Here is an 18395-nt window from a genome sequence, read left to right as displayed (position 1 = left end):
TAATAGTCCTAAATTTAGAACCATTACTTTTATTTGTAATAATTTAATTATTTTTTAGTTTTACTTAACTTCAATTCCACCTAAAACTGCAGTATACTTAATCCTTACTTTTGGTCCTGATAAAGCATTTCTATTTATTTTATGCTCAAATCCACCAAGTATAGGTGTCCCTGAAATTATTTCCACTCTAACATTATCAGGTAAAAATATATCTATACCGCCTAAAACTGCAGTAAGCTCTAATACTATATCTTCTGTTATTTTAGCTTCTCTTAAATCTATACCTAAGCCACCAAGTATTGCTTCTGCAACAATTCCCTTTAAATCTTCAGATGTATTCTTATAATCTCCTCCACCTAAAATTGCAGTATATCTTGGATATTGAGTTGAATCATACATATAAGATTTACTCTTAATATCTTCATCTGATTCAATTCCTCTTTTTTTCCCTGATCTAAAAAATGTTGCTAGTATAGAAATACCTATAGCTACTAATATTAATGGAAAAACTAATTTCCACATAACTCTTCCACTTATAATATCTAAACTATCAAAAAGTAATATAATTCCTACTATAATTAGTACCCCTGATCCCCAATTAAATCCATATCTAACCATAGATATTAATCCAGGTATAATTAAAAATAAAGTCCACCAACCCGGGAAAAATATATCTATATCCCAGATATCAAGTGCATTTCCACCAAATATAATACCAACCGCTACAAATAATAATCCCCAAATAAGCGCTGAATAATCTTTTTTCATCATTTACCTCCCAATATTTTACTCCCACCTATATAATAGCATATATTATAATACAATCTAAATAAATATTTGAAAAAGTATTGGCAAGAATATAGCCGGTAGTAAATTTGCTACCTTTATTTTAGTTACTCCTAGCATGTTAAATCCAAGTCCTACAATTAATAATCCACCAATTGCACTCATATTTGTAATTACTGTAGTACTTAAAACTCCAGATAAAATTCCTGCTCCTAACGTTATTGCCCCTTGATATATAAATACAGTTACTGCAGAGAATATTACACCTATTCCCAAAGATGATGTAAAGATAATAGATGATATTCCATCTAAAATTGATTTAGTAAATAAAGTATCATGGTTACCCTTAAGTCCACTTTCTAATGCCCCAACTATGGCCATAGCTCCAACACAAAATAAAAGACTTGATGTTACAAATCCTTCCGCTAATGATATATTATTACCTTTTTTACTTTTAAATTTACTTTCTAAGTAATCTCCCAGTTTATTTAACCATTTATCAATATCTATAACTTCTCCAATTAAAGCCCCTATAGCTATTGATATAATCATTATTAAAGTATCTTCTCCTTTTAAAGCTCCTGATATCCCTATGTATAGTACACATAATGCTAATCCATTCATTATTGTTGTACTTATTTTTTCTGTTAATCTTCCCTTTAGCAAAAGACCAACTAAGCAACCAACCATTACTGCTATTGAATTTACTATAGTTCCTAACATATTTACCCCCTTATTAGTTTACTTCATATAATTATACCAATATTTTGTAATTTTTTATATTCTTTTTATATACTCTCTCTCATAAAATAATTATGTAACAATAATTTGAGAGGTGTGAAATGTTTGATAACAACTCATTATTTCCCTTGCTTCTTTCTACTATAGCAGGATTATCTACTGTTTTAGGAGCTATCATCATATTTTTTACTAAGTCAAGAAATGAAAAATTTTTAACATTTGCTCTTGGCTTTTCTGCCGGTGTAATGATTGCCGTATCATTTACTGATTTATTTCCTACTGCCCAAACCGCTATATCTAAATATCATGGAAATACACCTGGAGTACTATGGTCTATTTTATTCATGTTGATTGGTGCTATAATGGCCTATTTAATAGACCTTTTAATTCCAGAAGGTAACAGCAACAAAATTGCTCAATATGATAATAACTTTGATATTTTCCGAGTTGGCTTAGTATCAACTATCGCTTTGATGATACATAACTTTCCTGAAGGTATAGCAACTTTCGTTTCTGGTTATCAAGATACTACACTTGGAATCACTGTAACACTTGCAATTGCACTCCATAACATACCTGAAGGTATCGCAATTGCCATGCCAATTTATTTTGCAAGCAAAAGTAGAGCCAAGGCTCTTAAGTACTCTTTTATTTCTGGTATGGCAGAGCCATTTGGAGCTTTAATTGCATTCATATGTTTAAAACCATTTATTAATGATCTTATTTTAGGAATCATCTTTGCTGTTGTTTGTGGAATAATGTTATATATCTCTTTTGCAGAGCTTATTCCCTCCTCCCAAAAGTATGGTTATTCTAAAATTGCATTAATATCAATTTTTCTAGGCTTTTGTGTAATGCCTTTAACCCATATTTTCGTTTAAGTTTAATATACACTATTTAAATAAATGTATATTTTTTCATCTTTTATAATTATAATAATATAAGATTGTTTTTAGGAGGATTATATGATTTTATTAGCCACAATTGCACTAGTTGGAATTGGATATACTTTAATTGAAATTGCATATAATTTTATAAATAATATTACAATTCCCTAAAAAATTGCCATTCAAATTAACCTAAATCTTAGATTAATTTGAATGGCATAATTATTTTATAACTTTATACTTCATCACCATTTGTTTCTATTACTTTCTTATACCAGTAATAACTATCTTTTTTATAACGATTCATCGAAGAACCTTCTTCCTCTTCTCTATCTACATATACAAATCCATATCTCTTTTGATAACCATTTAACCAACTTAACAAATCAGTAAATGACCAAGTGCAATAAGCAATTACTTCACAACCTTCTTCAATCGCAATTTTCATTTCTTCAATATGTGCCTTTAAGAAGGCTATTCTATATGGATCATGAATTGAATTATCTTCTTCCTTTTTATCAAAAGCACCTAATCCATTTTCAGATATTATTATTGGTAAATTATATCTGCTTGTAATTTCTCTTAAAGCATATCTTAAGCCCATTGGATCAATAGTCCAATCCCAATCTGTTGTTTTTAAATATGGATTAGATGGATTCTTAAATAATCCTGGTTGTCCTGTAACTTGTCCAGATCCTTTAACACCAGTAGTGTTAAATGTTCCATAAGGAGTTACTCCATCAATTGGATTATATTCACATACAGATGTTTGATAATAATTTACACCCATAAAATCAATTTTTGATGCTGCTTCTTTTAATATTTCTTCATCCCCAGCTTCAAATTTCGGTTCCATATTCCTATTTTTTAAGTAAATAAATGTTGATTTAGGGTAATGTCCATAAGCATACATATCCATCCACCAAAAATTCTTCATATCATCATAATCCATTTTTGACATTGCATTAATTGGATTACAATCAATAGCATAGCTTGGGCTATATGCAAAACTTGCTCCTATTTTCCCATTTGGAACTAGTTTCTTAAATTCCAATACTGTTTTTGCATGTGCCATAAATGCGTGATGATTAACTTGATAAAAAGTTTTTACATCATCAAATTTTCCTGGCGGATGCATTGCTGTAAGCCATCCTAAAGAAGTAAATATATTTTGTTCATTTAATGTAATCCAATACTTAACCTTTGAACCAAAACGTTCGAATAATATTTTTGCATATCTAACAAAATCATCTACTATTTTTCTATCCTCAAATCCATTATATTGATCTACTAATGCTTGTGGTAAATCCCAGTGGAATATTGTAACCATTGGCTCAATATTATATTTTAAGCATTCCTCAATTAGTTCTTCATAAAACTTTAATCCTTTTTCATTTACTTCTCCATTTCCATCCGGAATTATTCTTGCCCATGCAATTGAAAAACGATAAGTCTTAAGTCCCATTTCTGCCATTAACTTAATATCTTCTTTAAATCTATGATAATGATCTACTGCCACATCTCCTGTAGTATGTTTAAAAGTTTTACCTTCAATTCTAACAAATTTATCCCAATTTGTAAGTCCTTTGCCATCTTCTAAATAAGCACCTTCTACTTGATATGCAGCAGATGCACTTCCCCATAAAAACCCTTTAGGCATTTTAAAGTTTCCCATTTTTCTCACCCTCTATTTCTAAAAAAATTGTAATTATAGTTAATTCTAACAAATCATTAATTTAATTTCTATATTAATATTTTCACTCTTTTTATATTACTAATTAGAGATTAAATGCTTTTAATATATCTTTTGGATTTGTAGTTGTTTTTATTTTTTCTATTAACTCAATATCTTCTAGTGATTTTGCTATACTTGATATTATTTCTAAATGTTCATCATGCTTAGCCGCAACAGCAATTAATAGATATGCTGTTTGAGTACCAAATTTTATTCCTTTAGGATATTGTAAAACTATAATTCCTGCCTTTTCAACTTCACTCTTTCCACTTTCCGTACCATGAGGTATAGCAATTCCAAGGCCAATATATGTAGATATTATATTTTCCCTTTCTAACATAGAATCTATATATTCATATTTTGTATAACCATTATTAAATAAAAGTTCACCAGCTCTTATTATAGCTTCTTCCTTAGATTCGCTTTCTAAGCCTAACAAAATATTCCCTTCATTTAATAATGTATTATTTTCAACTTCAAGTAGATCTTCTACAGCATTAATTTCATTGCCCTCATTCTTTTTACTTAACTTCTCATATAAAACTTCTAAATTATCATCTTCTAAAAAGTTTTCTATAAAAATAATTTTATCCTTATTAATCTCTTTTTTTATACTATCCAATAGCCCTTTATGAGTTATTATTATATCAGCATCATCAGGTATATTAGCTACAGATGAATTAACTACTTCTATATCTAAATTAAAATCTTTTATTCTATTTCTAAAATTTGTTGCTCCCATAGCGCTTGACCCCATTCCTACATCACATGCAAACACTATTTTCTTTATATCTTTAATATCCAAGTCTAATTCCTGCACATTTTCCCTATTAGTATTTTTATCATCTTTTTCTCTATATTTTCTTTTTAATAAAAACGCAGATATAAAAAATGAAACTATAGCTCCAACACAAACTCCTAATAAATTTGTTAAAATATCACTTTTATGAGATAGCATCATTATAGAAAAAATACTTCCCGGAGATGCTGTTGCTATTAATCCAGAATTAAAAGTTAAAAAAGTTATTATAGAAACAATACTTCCTATAATTGCTGCTAATAACAATGATGGATTTATTAATATGTATGGAAAATATATTTCGTGTATCCCTCCAAAAAACTGAATTATAGCAGCACTAGGAGCTGACTGTTTCATGGTTCCTTTACTATATATAAAGTAAGATAATATTACACCTAATCCTGGACCAGGATTTGCTTCTAATAAATACAATATTGATTTTCCATATTCATTAACTTGATCTAGTGCTATTACATCTATTATTCCATGATTTATTGCATTATTTAAAAATAGTACTTTTATTGGTTCTATAAATACTGCCAATAACGGTAATAATCCATTTTTAACAATAAAAGATACCCCTATATTCATTACTCCTACAATGATAGTCATACTTGGTCCAATTACAAACAATCCTACTATAGCTAATATCATTCCTATAATAGCAAGTGAAAAATTATTTACTAACATCTCAAATCCAGCTGGAACTTTATCTTTTATTATTTTGTCAAATTTCTTTATTATGTATCCCGATAAAGGTCCCATTACCATTGCTCCTAAAACCATTGGTATACTAGTACTAGCTATTACACCAATTGTTGATATTGCTGCAACAACTCCCCCCCTTGGTCCCCCAGTAACTTTACCTCCCGTAATGCCTACTAATAATGGTAATAAATATTGTGTTAAGGGTTCTACTAGTAATGTTATCTTTTCATTTGGAAACCATCCTGTAGGAGTAAATATAGCAGTTATGAATCCCCATGCTATAAATGCACCTATATTGGGTATAATCATACTACTTATAAAATTTCCAAAGCTCTGTACTTTTTCTTTAATCACTACCTTTTTTCTCCTCTCTAGTTTCCTTTTATATTCCATATGCTAATTTTATCCTTATATTTCTTTTATATCAATTATTTTATAACTATTATTCAAAATTGTATTCACTTCAAAATATTATATAAAGAATAACACCAAAAGCATTTTGAATTTTACTTTTGGTGTTAGACTTTTAGAGATTAAATTTTGAGTTTTAAATATTTATATAGAAATATTATGCGCCTATTAATTTCTTAACTTCATCATAATATTTTTCTACCTTATCTAATACATCAGTATCACCTGATATTTTTGATATTTCAGCTAAAGATTCTTTAATACCTTTTTCATTAATTAAACTTTGTAATTGTACACTTTGAGCATCTTCTTTATTATCATAATGAAGTGCTGCCCCTACGCCTAATAATAAGTTATCTGTATTAATATTAAAGCCTCTTGCTGTAATTAATGGTTTTATTAATCTATCATTTTCATTTAGTTTTCTTAAAGGTTCTCTTCCAACCCTTGCCACATCATCTTTTAAATATGGATTCTTAAATCTATCTATTATTTTATTTATATATTTATAATGAGCTTCTTCATCAAAATTATATTTAGCAATTAATCCTTTTCCACTTTCAATCATTGCCTTTTTAACAAAATCGTAAATAACTTCATCTTTAATACTTTCTTCTATTGTTTCATATCCTTTTAAGTATCCAAAATAAGCAGTTATTGCATGTCCAGTATTTAATGTAAATAGCTTTCTTTCGATATAAGCCATTAAATTATCTACTAAATTCATACCTTCTATCTTAGGTATTTCACCTTTAAATGCTTTTTCTTCAACATTCCATTCATAGTAATTCTCAACTACAACATCTAAAATATTTTCACTTTTCACAGGTGGAACTATTCTATCTACAGAACAATTTGGGAATCCTACAAATTCTTCTAAATAATCAACTTCATCTTTAGTTAAATACTTCTTAACTTCTTCCTCAAGTTGTGAACTAGCCTTAATTGCATTTTCACATGCAATTATGTTTAAATAGTTCTTTACTCCATTTTCTTTTCTAAGAGCTATACCTTTTGCTATTGTTGGTGCTATTCTTGGTAAAACAACCGGCCCAACTGCAGTAGTTATAATTTCAGCTTCAACTATTTCTTTGTATATTTCATTATTTATTGATATAACACCACTTATATCATTAACTTTCTCTTCTGAACACACAGTATCCATTACATGAATTGTATACTCTTTATCTTTATTAATCTTATCAATTATTTCAGTATTTACATCTGCAAATACTACATGATATCCTGCCTTATATAATAATGATCCTATAAAACCTCTTCCTATATTTCCTGCTCCAAATTGAATTGCTTTTTTCATTAATAACTCCTCCTCATATCATCATTTAACATATTAAATATCTCTAAATTACTAGTAAAACTATTAAAATTATTAGTCATCTTAGCGTATTCATTTAATCTTTTTAATTGATTTTTTCCTGTTCTTATTTCTTTACCTTTTAAATATGGATTTTTAAATCTATCAATTGTTTTTTCTATATACCCTAAATTGCTTTTTTCATCAAATTTATATTTAACTGCTATTTTTGATGCACTTTCTTTTACTAAGTCTTTTACTAAATCATATATAAACTTATCATTTACACTTTCTTCTATAGATGTGTATCCTCTTAGCTTTCCAAAATACGAGGTCATAGCATACACTGTGTTTATTATAAATATACTTCTTTCAATATAGGCATTTAAATCATCTACAAAATTGGCACTTTCTATACTTGATATATCACCTTTAAATCCATTTCTATCTATTATCCATTGGCAATATTTCTCTACTTGAGCGTAGAAATCGTTTTCATTTATATTGGGCATCACTATTCTATCAACTAAACAATTTGGAAATCCAATATACTCATCCAAATAATTTATTTCATCTCTATTTAAGTGTTTTTTTATTTCATCTTTAAGTTTTGTACTAGATTCTATAATATTTTCACATGAAATTATATTTAGATTTAGCTTACTTCCATTTTTATTTCTAATCTTTATTCCTTTTGCTATAATTAATGCAACTTGTGGTATATATCTTGATTCAATAGCTGCTGTTATTATTTCAGCATCAACTATTTCATTTATTATTTTATCACTTGTTAACATAACACCACTTATATTATTAACCTGCTCCTCTGTACACTCAATATCTTTTACATGAATTAAATATTGATTATTTTCGTTAAGCTTATTAATTATTTCATTATTTATATCAGCAAAAACTACTTGATAATTTGATTTTGAAAGTAATGGTCCTATAACTCCCCTACCTATATTTCCTGCTCCAAATTGAATTGCCTTTTTCATAAGAAATACCTCTTATTATTTGTTAAAAGTTTTTAATATTTCAAATTTGTCACTTGTATTTTTAAGCTTGTCTACTAACGTTTCATCTTCTAATGATATTGCGATATTAGATAATATTTCTAAATGATCATCTCCAACTCCAGCGATACCAATAACTAAGTATGCTAAATCATCACCAAAGACTACACCATCTGGATACTGAAGAACAACTATTCCCGATTTCTCAACCTCTTTTTTTGCTTCACCAACTCCATGCGGAATTGCTATTCCCATTCCTATATAAGTAGATACTATTTTTTCTCTTTCTTGCATTGCAGCTATATAGTTATTCTTAACGTACCCTTCTTTAACTAATATCTTACCAGCTCTCTCTATAGCATCTTCCTTGCTTTCACTTGATAATCCTAAAATTATATTATCACTCTTTAATATTGAAGTTTCTCTAGCTTGTACTGATGCTGCTACTTCTGCCACCGCAACTTCTTCTAACTCTCTATTTCCATCTGCTCTGTTTTCTAATATAGAATACAGCTTGTCCAGCTTGCTATCTTGTAAGAAATTATCTATAAACACATGATCTGCTTGTGGAGAATTTTTTCTTGCTCTTTCCTCTAACTTTTTATGACTTACAACTATATCTGCATCAGATGGTATTATATCAACTGATGAATTAATAACCGTTATATTTGAAGCAAAACCTTTTATTCTATTTCTAAACTTTGTTGCTCCCATTGCACTTGATCCCATTCCAGCATCACAAGCAAATACTATTTTATTGATTACTTCTTTATTAATTACTACCTCTTCATTTTCAGAAACAGTTTCATCATTATTATCACTTAACTTTTTAGCAGCTTTTCTAACTAATGGTGCTGCAACAACAAATGATACAGCTGTAGAAACCGAAACCCCTGCTAGGATTCCAATCATTCCACCCTTTGGTGCTAATGCCATTAAAGCAAATATACTTCCTGGTGATGGAGTTGCTACTAATCCAGCATTAAAAATTGAAAATACTAATATACCTGCAGCACTACCAACTATTGGTGCTATTATTAATAATGGATTCATTAATACATAAGGGAAGTAAATTTCATGAATTCCACCTAGTGCATGTATAATTGCTGCACCTGGTGCCGATTGTTTCATTCCACCTTTACTATAGAAACAATATGCTAATAATACTCCAAGACCTGGACCTGGGTTTGCTTCTAATAAGTACATTATAGATTGCCCAAGTTCTTTCGTCTGCTCAATACCAATTGGACCAATAATACCATGATTTATTGCATTATTTAAAAATAATACCTTAGCTGGCTCAATAAATATTGCTACTAAAGGAAGTAATCCTTTAGAAATTATTACTTCAACCCCTAACTTAAGACCTTCAGTTAAAATTACAACTACTGGTCCTATAGCATAAAATCCAACTATTGCAAGTATTAAACCAATGATTCCAACTGAAAAATTGTTAATTAACATCTCAAATCCTGCTGGAGCTTTACCTTCAATAGCTTTATCAAATTTCTTAATAGTATATCCAGCTAGTGGACCCATTATCATAGCTCCAATAAACATTGGAATATCTGCACCTACTATAACACCTGCAGTTGCAATTGCACCTATTACTCCACCTCTTACATCTCCAACTACTCTACCACCAGTATATCCAACCAATAATGGAAGTAAATACTTTAACATTGGATCAACTAAACTCGCTAATTGCTCGTTAGGAAACCACCCTGTTTCGATGAATAATGCAGTAATTAATCCCCAAGCTATAAACGCTCCTATATTAGGCATTACCATTCCGCTTAAGAACTTACCAAATTTTTGAACTTTCTCCTTGATCATCTCTACTCCTCCATAATACTCTTTAATTCCTTCCTATATAAATCACCTAAAACCTTTTCTATAATATTAGTTAACTCTTCTTCACTACTTTTTTTAATGGATTCCCTAAAGCTTTCCTTCTCTATTATTTCTCCATTTATGTAGCTCATTATATTTATCTGAGTTTGTGTATTTTTTTCAGGAATTAAAGAAACAATTGCAAAATCAATTTCTTTATTATTCTCTATTAACTTTTCTTTTAATCTTACAACTCCAAATTTACAAGAAGTAATATTTTCATCTTTACAATGTAGTAACATCATATTGAATCCTTTTAAATAGGTGCTAGATTTCATTTCTCTTTCAATCAATGACTTTTTTATTTGCTTTGAATGATTTACATTATTAGCAAAAATACTACTAGCTATTCCTATCAAATCGTTTACCGATTCTACATAGTTAATTTCTCTTACTTTTACTTCTTCTATTATTGAAATTATTTCAGTGCCCAAATTTGTTATACTTTTTATTTTATCTTTGTCACACTTAACTTCTTTTTTTGCTATTTTTTTAAATATTCTATCCTTAGAATATCTATGAATAAATTCTTTTAACTTTATTTTATCCTTTTGTAGAAACATTGGATTTAAGCAAATATGCTTATAATCTACATCTAACTCTACTGTTGATATTATAAAGTCGATACCTTCATTTTTTAACTTATCTGTATCAATATTTATAGCTGATATACTACTTTTAATATCCAAGTTTTGATATTCTTTTTTTATATTTACAGCTAATAACCTTGATGTTCCAATACCTGTTGGACATGCTATTACAACTGATAAGTTTTCACTTTTTATATTTTCTTCTATTGCAGCAGCAATGTGCATTGCTATATACGCAACTTCAGATTCTGGTATTTTATCTACTTTAGTAATTTTCCTTAATATTTCACAAGCATTTTCACAAGAATCATAAATTTCTTTATACTGTTCCTTTATATTTTCTAATAATGGATTTCTAATATTAAGTTTCATAGTCATTCTACTAACTGCAGGAACTAAATGATTATATATATCTTTGCTTAATTTTTGCTTATTAAGTATTTCAATATTAAAGTCTTTTTCGACCTCTGATATTATATAATTAGAAATTTGCTTAATATCTAAGTTATCTAAATCAATATCATTTTCTACTTTATTTAATCTTAATCTTGCTCCCTTTAAATGCATTGTTATATAACCAATTTCATCTTTAGGAATTTCAATAATAAATATTTTTTCTAATTCATTTGTTATTTCAGTTGCAACTGCAAATTCAGATAATAATTCTAATTCACTTAATGAATCTTTATCCATTGAAATTTTTTCACCATTTTTTATTCGTTGAACTGCTAACGATATATGAACAACTAATCCAATATAATCACTATCTATAAGTTTAAAATTACATTTATCCTCTAAATCTGATACGATTTTTTCTATATCTCTAATTATTGTTTTATCAATAAAATTAAGCATTCTATTTTCTATTGAAAACTCTATACTATTTTCAGTATTTGGATTATTCAACGATTTTTTTAAAAGCTTTATTAACTCTTTTTCATCTAAAGTCTTGTACAAAATATCTGCTAATACTTTTCTATAATTATTTTCATTACCTTCTAGATAAATCCCTAAACCTTGTTTTCTAATAAGCTTTATATCAAATTCTTTTAACCACGCTTCAACTCCATCTAAATCATTACTTAAAGTTCCCTCTGAAACTTTTAATTGATTAGTAAAGTAAAATAATTTTAATGGTTCTTTATTTACTAATAGCTCACCTAAAATAATTCTTTTTCTTTCATCTTTGGTATATTCTTTTTGAATATTTTCAACTTCTAGAAGTTCTAATATTAATTGTTGATTCTCTAGATTTTCATCTATTATTAAACCAACACCTGGTTTTTTAATAAAATTAAATCCATTTTCATCTAACCATTCTTCAATTTTAGGCATCTCTCTTAATACAGTTCTTGAACTTATATTTAAGCTTTCAGCAATTGTCGAAATAGTTATAGGATTTTTACTAGTTGATTTAGTTAAAATTTGTATAATTTGTTTTTGTCTAGACATTAATTTTTTCTTTCTCATAGGCTCTCCTATTAGTGACATTTTTAAATATCAACTACTTACAATTTTATTTTATCTCTATTATTCGTTTACATCAATCTATTCATATGTCATAAATGTCCCCATCACTTAGTGACAAATTTGAGAATATTTATATTTTATTACAGATATAACTTTATTGCACCTTTATCTTTATATATTTTAAATTATCCCCTTTATTTATAGTTATTGAAGAAAAAAAGAAGTGCCCTAAAACACTTCTATTCCTTATTATACTTCCTTATTGCTAATTTTAAAGCTTCATCTTCTAAATCTGAGTATCCTTTAAAAATAACTTCATCTATATCTTCATTATTAAATAAAAACGTATAATCATTCCCTAAATAGCCTTCTGGATATAAAACCCCAAGATAATCCCAAAGTTTTTCTTCCTCACCCTGTAACTGCATTCTGCCCACTATCATTAGCTTTTTATACCCACCTTTTAAAACTACAATAGATCCTAGTGCTAAAAGTTCTTGTTTATTATTCTCCAATTTATGTACCCCCTATAATATAATACTTCTTATATATCATCATTATAGATTATACATATTTCTATTAAATTATAATAGCTATTTAATAAATATCTATAGCTTTTATATCTAATAATAAAGTTTTATCTTAATCTACTTTCTAATTGTTCTTTAAGTTCTTCATATCCTGGTTTACCTAAAAGTGCAAACATATTCTTTTTATACTCTTCTACTCCTGGTTGATTGAACGGATTTATTCCCAATAAATATCCGCTGATTCCACATGATTTTTCAAAGAAATAAACTAATTGCCCAAAATAATATGGAGTTAATTCAGGTATATTTATAATAATATTAGGCACTCCCCCATCATTATGTGCTAATACAGTTCCTTCGAATGCCTTTTTATTCACATAGTCGATAGTTTTCCCTTTTAAAAAGTTTAATCCATCAACATTACCTTCCATTTCACCAATAACTATATTTTTATTGACCTTTTCAACATTAAGAACTGTTTCAAACATTATTCTACTACCATCTTGAATAAATTGTCCCATTGAATGTAAATCTGTTGAAAAGTCAACTGCAGCTGGGAAAATTCCCTTTTTATCTTTTCCTTCTGACTCTCCATATAATTGCTTCCACCATTCATTAAAATAATGTAATGATGGTTCGTAATTAACTAAAACCTCAATTGATTTTCCTTTATTATATAAAATATTTCTTAATGCTGCATATTTATAACAATCATTTTCTTCTAATGAACTGCTAGAATATTTTTCTCTTGCATCTGCTGCACCTTTCATAATTTCATCAATGTTAATACCAGCCACTGAAATCGGTAATAATCCAACTGCTGTTAATACAGTAAATCTACCACCTACATTATCAGGTATAACAAATGTTTCATATCCCATTTCATTTGATAATCCCTTTAATGCTCCTCTTTCTCTATCTGTTGTTACAAATATTCTTTCTCTAGCTTCATCAGCTCCATATTTCTCTTCCATATACTTCTTAAATAATCTAAAAGCTATAGCTGGTTCTGTTGTTGTTCCTGACTTAGATATTACATTTACTGAAATATCTATACCATCAATAACCTCAAATAATTCTGATATATAAGTAGAGCTTATATTATTTCCTACAAAAAATACTTTTGGAGCTTTCCTTTTTGACTTAGGCAACATATTATTAAAATTACTAGTTAGCATTTCAATAGCTGCTCTTGATCCTAAATATGAACCGCCAATTCCAATTACTATCAATACATCTGAATTACTTCTTATTTTCTCTGCTGCAACCTTTATTCTTTCAAATTCTTCTCTATCATAATTTTTAGGTAAGTCCAACCACCCTAAAAAGTCATTTCCTGCACCTGTTCCATTATGAATAACTTCATGTGCACTATTAACCATTGCTTTCATATATCCAATTTCATTTTCATTAATAAATCCTTCTAATTTTGACACATCTAACGATAAACTTCTCATACTCACACTCTCCCATAATAATTTATTTTTAATAAAATGGACTATATCAAAATCAATTTACATTACAATTCGATATAATCCATTCATTTACTTTTAAATTTTATTTACTACTCAACAGTTACTGACTTTGCAAGATTTCTTGGCTTGTCTATATCACAACCTCTTTCAGTTGCTACATAGTATGCTAATAACTGTAATACAACAGCCCCTAATATAGGTGCTATTCTAGTTGAAATTTGTGGTATTCTTATAATTTCATCAAAAACAGATAAATCTACTTCTTGATTTTCATATGCTATACCAATAATTTCAGCTCCTCTAGATTTAACTTCTCTGATATTACTAATCATTTTATCCTTTAAATTACTTTGAGTTAATAATGCTATTATTTTTGTTCCTGGTTCTATTAATGCTATAGTTCCATGCTTAAGCTCTCCACCAGCATATGCTTCTGAATGAATATAAGCTATCTCTTTTATCTTAAGAGCCCCTTCTATTGCTAATGCATAATCAACATCTCTTCCTAAATAGAACAAATCTTTTTCTTGAGATATAAGTTTAGCAATCTTAGCAATTTGAGCTTTCTGATTTAACACTTCTTCTACCTTACTTGGTAACTCTAATAATGCATTTTTAATCTCAGCTTCTTCTTCAGATTTTAATAATCCTTTTAAATCTGCTAAATACATTCCTAATAGGTTCATTACAACAGCTTGAGTTGTATAAGCTTTAGTTGATGCTACTGCAATTTCTGGTCCAGCCATAGTGTATATTACACTATCTGCTTCTCTAGAAATACTACTTCCAACAACATTAGTTATAGCTAATGTTTTAGCTCCTATTTTCTTTGCATCTCTAAGAACTGCTAATGTATCAGCTGTTTCTCCTGACTGACTTAATGTAACTATAAGTGTCTTATTAGTTACTATTGGGTTTCTATATCTAAACTCAGATGCAATTGCTACTTCAACAGGTATTCTTGCTAAATCTTCAATAGCTACCTTTCCCATTAGACCTGCATTATATGCAGTTCCACATGCAACAATATATATTCTATCCATATTTTCTAATTCTTCTGATGTAAGCTTAAAATCACCTAAATTAACTTTTTCATTTAAAGCTACTCTTCCTGCCATTGTATCTTTAATTGCTTTTGGTTGCTCATGAATTTCTTTTAACATGAAAGAATCATAACCACCTTTTTCTGCTGCATCCTCATTCCATGTTACTTTATATATTTCTTTGTTTATTTTATCTCCATTTGATTCAAATACTTCAACACCTTCATTTGTTAATACAACAAATTCATTATCCTCTAAAAGATAAATATCTCTAGTATAATTTAATACTGCTGGTATATCAGATGCTATAAATGTTTCACCTTGTCCTATTCCAACTATTAATGGACTATCTTTTCTAACAGCAACTATCTTATCTGGTTCTTGTCCAGAAACTACTCCTAAAGCATAACTACCTTCTAATTTTTCAGTAGCCTTTACTACTGCTTCAAAAAGATTGCCATTATAATAATAATGAATTAAGTTTGGTATTACCTCTGTATCTGTTGCAGATTTAAATTCATACCCTTCGCTTTTTAACCATTGGGTAAGCTCACTATAATTTTCAATAATTCCATTATGAACTACAGTAATATCACCTTTTGATGCTTGATGTGGATGTGAATTTACATCTGAAGGCTCTCCATGAGTTGCCCATCTTGTATGTCCAATTCCTATTGTTCCTTCTGCTGAGTTATTTGATAATTCTTCAACAAGATTTGATAAACGACCTTTATGCTTTCTTATTTCAACTTTACCATTATTAATAACTGCTATTCCAGCTGAATCATATCCTCTATATTCTAATTTTGATAATCCTTCTATTAAGAAATCACTTGCTTTCTTCTTTCCTACATAACCAACTATTCCGCACATATATTTTCTTCCTTCCTTACTTTTATTTTTTTATAAACCGAATTATTAGTTTAAGATGCAACTTTAATTCAACCTTTAGGTTAGAATTGGTTATACCCCAAGTACCCTTAGTCTAAGGGCGTGTCTTTTGTTATCTACTACCTAAAGAGGTAGTAGTGTTGTAACAGCTATCCATCATAAAAAATTTATTGTAATAATTTAATTCAAACATTGTAAAACTACATACAAATGCTGTGACATTAAAAAAATACAATCAAGGTTTTAACACCAGACTAGACCTGTCCTACAAATCGCTTCATAGTTTTACTAGTCGCTAACGGTAGTGCGATACCGTGGGGCACCCGCCGAAGAATTCGATACTCCCCATCCTCGTCAACTCATAAGAGTTCTGGCGCTTTATATTTAAAATTAAACTTCTTACTAATTCCTCCTTTTTTTGAAGTACTAAGTTATATTTATAAATCATTAAAGATAAAATTTTTATAATAGCAGTAATAGTCCTTAGTCGTATAATGTATAACAAATAAAATTAAAATTTTAATTTTAATTTTTATAAATATAACCAAGATTAATTTTATACCAGTAAAATTATTCCTTCAATTAATAGATATTACATAAATGTCACTAAAGAGTTAGTGACAAAATTAAATATAAAAAAAACAATGATAAGTTTCAAAACAATTCTTCTTAAACTTATCCATCAATCATATGAAAAAAATTGTATAAGTCATAAATTTAAAGTACTAATTTAGCATAAAACAAAAAACAACCATTTTACACTTTTATTTGTAAAATGGTTGCTTTTTTAAATTATACTTCTAAAGACTTATAAATTGCCTTAGCTACTCCATCATTATTATTACTATCAGTAATATATTTAGCTATCTCCTTAATCTCTGGAATTGCATTTTCCATAGCATAAGAATTTTCAAATTCAGTAAACATTGAATAATCATTAAAGCTGTCGCCAAGAACTATTACTTCACTCTTATCTATTCCCATTTTTTTAATTGTCTTAGCTAATATTAATCCTTTTTGGGCCTCAATATCACTTATTTCAATATCATTAGAGAAAGTTGATGCTACTGCTAAATCACTTGTGCTTTTCTTTAATTTTTCTTTTAAATTTGCTATTAATTTCTCATCATTATCAAAAGTAACTATTTTTAATACCTCTACATTACTTTCTAAAATTTCATAAACATCATCTATATATTTCATGCCTCTTTCAGTATGGAACTTTTCAACGAATTCTATTACTTCTTCTTCATTCATCTTAGGGTTAAACAATTTAAATCTATCAATAATAGCTTTTTTATCACTTTCTTTATTAGTTACATAAGATCCCTTATTAGTCATTAATTGAATACATAATCCAGCATCATTTAATATATCAAATACTATTTTTACGCTGTCTTTATTCATATAAACACTTTCAATGACATTTCCATTTATATCTCTATACTCTGCACCATTACTTAAAATACATTCACATTTTAAATTACATTCTTCTAAATATGACTTTACTGCACCATAATCTCTTCCTGTTACTATTGTAAAATGTCTTCCCATTTCTTGTGCTTTTCTTATAGCCTTTAAATTTTCTTGAGATATCATATGGTCATCATTCAGTAAAGTTCCGTCCATATCACTTGCAATTAATTTTATCATATTTTATTCTCCTACTCCTTATCCTTAATGTTATTTTATACTATTTATTATACCAAACTTTATTATATAAGATATAAATAATATATATTCATTTTTATTTACTTTCTTTTATTCACATTTTCATTGCTCTTAAAACCACTGAACATAATTATATCATTTTTATATTATATAAATATATTTATCTATAATAAAAGGGGCTATCGCAATAGCGGATAAAAAAATCCGATAGCGATATTTTAGTGTTGCATCTAAGTAAAACTTACTTGTTGACACGAACGTACTAGGTCTAAGGAATAATTTACAACTAAAAAAATAAACCCCCATGTGATTTAATAGTCTTGCGATAAACTATTCACATGGAGGTTTTTTATTATATCCAATACTAATAATAAATTAGTTTTTAATAAATTAATAGCGGAAATTCAAGGAACTTTTCTAGAAAGAGTTATTTC

Annotated in this window: 13 protein-coding genes; 1 reads left to right on the top strand and 12 read right to left on the bottom strand. The window is 28.2% G+C overall.

The features are described from left to right. Positions 1–60 precede the first annotated feature (60 nt). Positions 61–768 (bottom strand): LiaF transmembrane domain-containing protein, encoded by a 708-nt coding sequence (locus HCG70_RS03995; RefSeq protein ID WP_042394635.1) that lies wholly within the window; start codon positions 766–768, stop codon positions 61–63. 57 nt (positions 769–825) lie between these two features. Beyond that, a complete protein-coding gene (locus HCG70_RS03990; protein ID WP_042394638.1) occupies positions 826–1509 on the bottom strand; it encodes a DUF554 domain-containing protein in 684 nt (227 codons plus the stop codon). A gap of 119 nt (positions 1510–1628) precedes the next feature. Here HCG70_RS03990 and zupT point away from each other — a divergent pair, with 119 nt between their 5' ends. Next, positions 1629–2408: a zinc transporter ZupT gene (gene zupT, locus HCG70_RS03985; RefSeq protein WP_042394642.1), complete on the top strand. Its 780-nt coding sequence runs from the start codon at positions 1629–1631 to the stop codon at positions 2406–2408. Between the two features lie 241 nt (positions 2409–2649). Here zupT and HCG70_RS03980 read toward each other — a convergent pair whose 3' ends face one another. From HCG70_RS03980 to HCG70_RS03935, 10 genes are all read right to left on the bottom strand, one after another. Further along, entirely contained in the window at positions 2650–4089 is a 1440-nt protein-coding gene (locus HCG70_RS03980) for a glycoside hydrolase family 1 protein (protein WP_042394645.1), read from the bottom strand. A 103-nt stretch (positions 4090–4192) separates the two neighbouring features. Next, a complete protein-coding gene (locus HCG70_RS03975; protein ID WP_311776462.1) occupies positions 4193–6010 on the bottom strand; it encodes a PTS mannitol transporter subunit IICBA in 1818 nt (605 codons plus the stop codon). A gap of 214 nt (positions 6011–6224) precedes the next feature. Then, positions 6225–7385: a mannitol-1-phosphate 5-dehydrogenase gene (locus HCG70_RS03970; protein ID WP_055277466.1), complete on the bottom strand. Its 1161-nt coding sequence runs from the start codon at positions 7383–7385 to the stop codon at positions 6225–6227. Further along, positions 7385–8380: a mannitol-1-phosphate 5-dehydrogenase gene (locus HCG70_RS03965; protein WP_221697499.1), complete on the bottom strand. Its 996-nt coding sequence runs from the start codon at positions 8378–8380 to the stop codon at positions 7385–7387. Before HCG70_RS03965 ends, HCG70_RS03970 begins: the two co-directional genes overlap by 1 nt. A 15-nt stretch (positions 8381–8395) precedes the next feature. Further along, positions 8396–10234: a PTS mannitol transporter subunit IICBA gene (locus HCG70_RS03960; protein ID WP_221697498.1), complete on the bottom strand. Its 1839-nt coding sequence runs from the start codon at positions 10232–10234 to the stop codon at positions 8396–8398. A 2-nt stretch (positions 10235–10236) separates the two neighbouring features. Then, entirely contained in the window at positions 10237–12351 is a 2115-nt protein-coding gene (locus HCG70_RS03955; RefSeq protein ID WP_055291410.1) for a transcription antiterminator, read from the bottom strand. A gap of 239 nt (positions 12352–12590) precedes the next feature. After that, complete coding sequence (locus HCG70_RS03950; RefSeq protein ID WP_055277457.1) at positions 12591–12866, bottom strand: DUF4176 domain-containing protein; 276 nt, start codon at positions 12864–12866, stop codon at positions 12591–12593. 122 nt (positions 12867–12988) lie between these two features. Continuing rightward, a complete protein-coding gene (locus HCG70_RS03945) occupies positions 12989–14338 on the bottom strand; it encodes a glucose-6-phosphate isomerase (RefSeq protein WP_055277455.1) in 1350 nt (449 codons plus the stop codon). Between the two features lie 107 nt (positions 14339–14445). Further along, on the bottom strand, positions 14446–16272 hold the full coding sequence (gene glmS / locus HCG70_RS03940; RefSeq protein WP_221697497.1) for a glutamine--fructose-6-phosphate transaminase (isomerizing): 1827 nt from the start codon (positions 16270–16272) through the stop codon (positions 14446–14448). Positions 16273–17082: 810 nt separating this feature from the next. Then, entirely contained in the window at positions 17083–17943 is an 861-nt protein-coding gene (locus HCG70_RS03935; RefSeq protein WP_221697496.1) for a Cof-type HAD-IIB family hydrolase, read from the bottom strand. Positions 17944–18395: the final 452 nt, after the last annotated feature.

The organism is Clostridium sp. K04, assembly GCF_019734375.1.
GTDB lineage: Bacteria > Bacillota > Clostridia > Clostridiales > Clostridiaceae > Clostridium > Clostridium saudiense.
Note: the sequence above shows the minus strand (reverse complement) of the source record. Positions and strands in the feature narration are given on the sequence as shown.